This window comes from Streptomyces sp. NPDC059456 (genome assembly GCF_042750055.1).
In the GTDB taxonomy this organism is placed as follows: Bacteria; Actinomycetota; Actinomycetes; order Streptomycetales; family Streptomycetaceae; genus Streptomyces.
Window position 1 is genome coordinate 1 of record NZ_JBHYVA010000713.1, and the last position, 4,313, is coordinate 4,313.

The 4,313-nt window shown below is 74.5% G+C and carries 2 protein-coding genes; both read right to left on the bottom strand.

The window, feature by feature from the left end:
- Positions 1-81: 81 nt before the first annotated feature.
- Positions 82-789 (bottom strand): hypothetical protein, encoded by a 708-nt coding sequence (locus ACFXA3_RS36965; RefSeq protein WP_385194647.1) that lies wholly within the window; start codon positions 787-789, stop codon positions 82-84.
- A gap of 171 nt (positions 790-960) precedes the next feature.
- Positions 961-4,313: DEAD/DEAH box helicase (locus tag ACFXA3_RS36970; RefSeq protein WP_385194650.1), on the bottom strand; the 3,353-nt coding region annotated here is incomplete at its 5' end.

A 4,313-nucleotide genomic window follows, 5' to 3' on the forward strand; every position in this document is an offset into this window, starting at 1 on the left:
GCGGGGCGGGGGGGGGGGGCGGGGGGCTTCGGCCGGGCAGGGGAAGGGGCGGTGGTGGCCGCCGGCGCTTCCGCCGGGCGACTACTTCCAGAAGAGGCCCTTGCCGTTGCTCAGGTTGTTGTACGGGTCGCCCCAGTACTCGGCGCCGACGACCTTCGTCTGGGCCGAGGGGGCCAGGGCGATGGCGCAGCCGGTCTGCGTCTGGCCGTTGGTGAAGCCCTTCGGCAGCGCGTCGTCCTTGCACTTCTCGAACTTGCCGATGACGGAGACGCCCTGGGCCTCGGAGCCGTCGGGGAGCAGGCCCTTCACGTGGCCCACGGAGGTGAACGAGAGGTCGACGGTGCCGACGTTCTTCACCGAGTAGCGGACGTAGTAGGGGATCATCCCCTTCACCTTGTCGCCCAGGTTGAGCGGCGCCAGGTCGGCCGGCTGGCCCTGCTCGACGGCGGTGACGGTGAGGGCGAGGGTGCCGCCCTTGGTGTTGCCGTAGCTGAACGGCACGGTCGCCGTCTCGCCGATCTTGAAGGTCTGGCCGGGCTTCGCCTGGGCGCCCGCGGCACCACCCGCGGCGCCGCCGGACGCGTCGCTGCCGCCGGTGGCCGGGCTGGCCGGGGCGGAGGGCTGCGCGGAGCCGTAGCCCTCCGGGGAGCTCGGCTGGGTGGCCGGCGCGCTCGACTGCGCCGGGGCGGCCTCCTCGTTGCCGTTCTTACAGCCGGTCAGCGTCAGGGTGCCGGCAACCGCCAGACCGATGACGCCCGTTGCTGCTCGTCGCATACCGTTGGTGCTCACTTTTCTGGTCCCCCATGATGTTCATTTTTTGACGAGACACCTTCGCTTTCGGTGCCTGCGTGGATCTTGATAGTCGAGAACGGGGCGGGTCGGCCACCTGAGACGGCCTTCGTGACATGCTCAATACATAAGCGGGACGTAAGTGCAATGCTCGAGACCGGAATGCCGGATTCAGGTCCGCAGACGCAGTCCCCGCGGGGTGGCGTGGAATCCGGCGGCCTCCAGCGCCCGGCCCAGCGGCGAAGTCAGCGCCGCGGCCGCGTTGATGCGCTCCACCGTGAGCGCCGGGAGCGTGCCGGACCGGGACGCCGCCACCAGGGCCGCGGTGGCCGCCGCGAGACGCGGGTCCTCCGCCGGGGGCCACGCCAGCAGCGTCTTGCCGCCCCGCTCCACGTACAGGGCGAGCTCACCGTCGACCAGGACCACCAGCGAACCCGCCTTGCGGCCCGGCTTGTGCGTGGACCCGGCCGGGGGCTCCGGCCAGGGCAGGGCCGCGCCGTACGCGTTCGCCGGGTCGGCGGCCGCCAGGACCACCGCCGCCAGCGGGGGCGGAGTCCGCTCGGCCGACCGCAGCCGGTCCACCGCGCCGTCCATCGCGAACTGGGCCGCGCCCAGGCCCTCCACGACATAACCCCGGCGGGCCTGCCCGCTGTCCTCGAACGCTGACAGGACGCGGTAGACCGCGCTGAAGCCGCCCTCCACGCCCTCCGCGGCCACCGCACCCCGCGTGACCACGCCGTGCCGGTCCAGCAGCGTCCGGGCCAGCGCATGGGCCCGGTGGGTGGCGTCGGGCGCCTGTGCGGGCAGCAGCGACCAGCGGCCGGAGACCGTGGGCGGGCCCGGACGGGACACCTGCGCGCCGAGCGTCCCGTACCGTCCGCGGGGGACGGTGCGCCGGGCCCGGTGGGCGGTGGCGCCCGCGGTCCGGCCCGAGCCCAGCAGTGAGCGCAGCGGAGCGAGCGTGTCATTGGTCAGCCGGCCCGACCAGGCCAGGTCCCATACGGCGTCGGCCAGTTCGAGGTCGGTGGCCTCGGACCACGTGGCGCGCACCGACTCGGCGAGCTGACGGAAGAACAGCCCGTACCCGCCCGACAGGGTGTCGAGCACGGACCGGTGAAGGGGCGTCAGCTCCAGCGGGTGCGGCGGCGGCAGCAACAACGGGGCCGCGTCCGCCAGGTACAGCGAGACCCAGCCGTCCTTGCCCGGGAGGGCCCCGGCGCCCGCCCAGACCACCTCCCCGGTGGTGGTGAGCTCGTCCAGCAGGGCCGGCGAGTAGCCCGCCACCCGCGAGGGGAGGATCAGCCGTTCCAGCGCCGAGGCGGGCACCGGGGCGCCCTGGAGCTGTTCGACGGCCCGGGCCAGTCCGTCGATGCCGCGCAGCGCACCGCCCAGATGCTGCCACTGCGGCAGGAACGTGGCCAGGGAGGTCGGCGGGACCGGCTCCAGCTCCTGGCGCAGCGCGGCCAGGGAGCGGCGGCGCAGCCTGCGCAGCACGGTCGCGTCGCACCACTCCTGGCCGATGCCGGCCGGGTGGAACTCGCCCTGCACGATCCGGCCCGCCGCCGCGAGCCGGTGCAGCGCGCCCTCCGTCACCGCTGTGCCCAGGCCGAAGCGGCCGGCGACGGCGGCCGTGGTGAACGGCCCGTGGGTGCGGGCGTAGCGGGCCAGCAGGTCGCCGAGGGGGTCCCGGACCGGTTCGGTGAACGCCTCGGGGACGCCGACCGGCAGGGCCGTGCCCAGCGCGTCGCGCAGCCGGCCCGCGTCCTCGATCGCCGCCCAGTGGTCCGCGCCGCCGATCCGGACCGCGATGGCCCGGCGGGAGTCGGCCAGGGCCCGGGGCCAGGCCGGATCGGCGCCCCGCTCGGCCAGTTCGGCCGTGGTCAGCGGGCCGAGCAGGCGCAGCAGGTCGGCGACGGACTCGGCGTCCTTGGCCCGCCGGTCCCCGGTCAGCCACTGCAGCTCCCGCTCCAGTTCCTCCAGCACCTGCGCGTCGAGCAGTTCGCGCAGCTCCGCCTGGCCGAGCAGCTCCGCCAGCAGGCGGGAGTCCAGCGAGAGCGCGGCCGCCCTGCGCTCGGCGAGCGGCGAGTCCCCCTCGTACAGGAACTGGGCGACGTACCCGAAGAGCAGCGACCGGGCGAAGGGGGACGGCTCGGGAGTGGTGACCTCGACCAGGCGGACCCGGCGCGCCTCGATGTCCCCCATCAGCTCCGTCAGCCCCGGCACGTCGAACACGTCCTGCAGGCACTCCCGTACGGCTTCCAGCACGATCGGGAACGACCCGAACTCCGAGGCCACCTGGAGCAGCTGGGAGGCCCGCTGGCGCTGCTGCCACAGCGGGGTGCGCTTGCCGGGGCTGCGGCGCGGCAGCAGCAGGGCGCGCGCCGCGCACTCGCGAAACCGGGAGGCGAACAGCGCGGAGCCCCCCACCTGGTCCGTGACGATCCGGTTGACCTCCCCGTGCTCGAAGGCGACGTCCGCGGCGCCCAGCGGGGCCTGCTCGTCGTCGAACCCGAAGGCGTGCGGAGCGGTGGGGTCGTGGTCGAGCAGGTCCATCGAGAGCAGGTCCGCATCGGGCAGCCGCAGCACGATCCCGTCGTCCGCATGCATGACCTGCGCGTCCATCCCGTACTTCTTGGCGAGGCGGGCGCCGAGAGCCAGGGCCCAGGGGGCGTGCACCTGGGCGCCGAACGGGGAATGGACCACGACCCGCCAGTCCCCGAGCTCGTCACGGAACCGCTCGACCACGATGGTCCGGTCGTCCGGGACGTGACCGCAGGCCTCGCGCTGCTCCGCCAGGTACGCCAGCACGTTCTCCGCGGCCCAGGCGTCGAGGCCGGCCGCCACCAGGCGCAGCCGGGCGTCCTCCTGCGCCAGGCCGCCGAGCTCGCGCAGGAACGCGCCCACCGCACGGCCCAGTTCGAGGGGGCGGCCCAGCTGGTCCCCCTTCCAGAACGGGAGCCGGCCCGGAACCCCGGGCGCGGGGGACACCAGCACCCGGTCACGGGTGATGTCCTCGATCCGCCACGAGGTCGTGCCCAGCGTGAACACGTCCCCCACGCGGGACTCGTACACCATCTCCTCGTCGAGCTCGCCGACCCGGCCGCCGCCCTTCTTCGGGTCGGCGCCCGCGAGGAACACGCCGAACAGCCCGCGGTCGGGGATGGTGCCGCCGGAGGTGACCGCGAGCCGCTGCGCCCCCGGCCGGCCGGTGATCGTCCCCGCCACCCGGTCCCACACCACCCGTGGTCTGAGCTCCGCGAACGCATCGGACGGGTAGCGGCCCGCCAGCATGTCCAGGACCGCGGTGAACGCCGACTCCGGCAGCGCCGCGAACGGCGCCGCCCGCCGCACCAGCGCCAGCAGCTCGTCCAGCTGCCACGTGTCCATCGCGGTCATCGCCACCAGCTGCTGCGCGAGGACGTCGAGCGGGTTCGACGGGATGCGCAGCGACTCGATGGACCCCGTGCGCATCCGCTCGGTCACCACGGCCGCCTGCACCAGGTCCCCGCGGTACTTGGGGACCA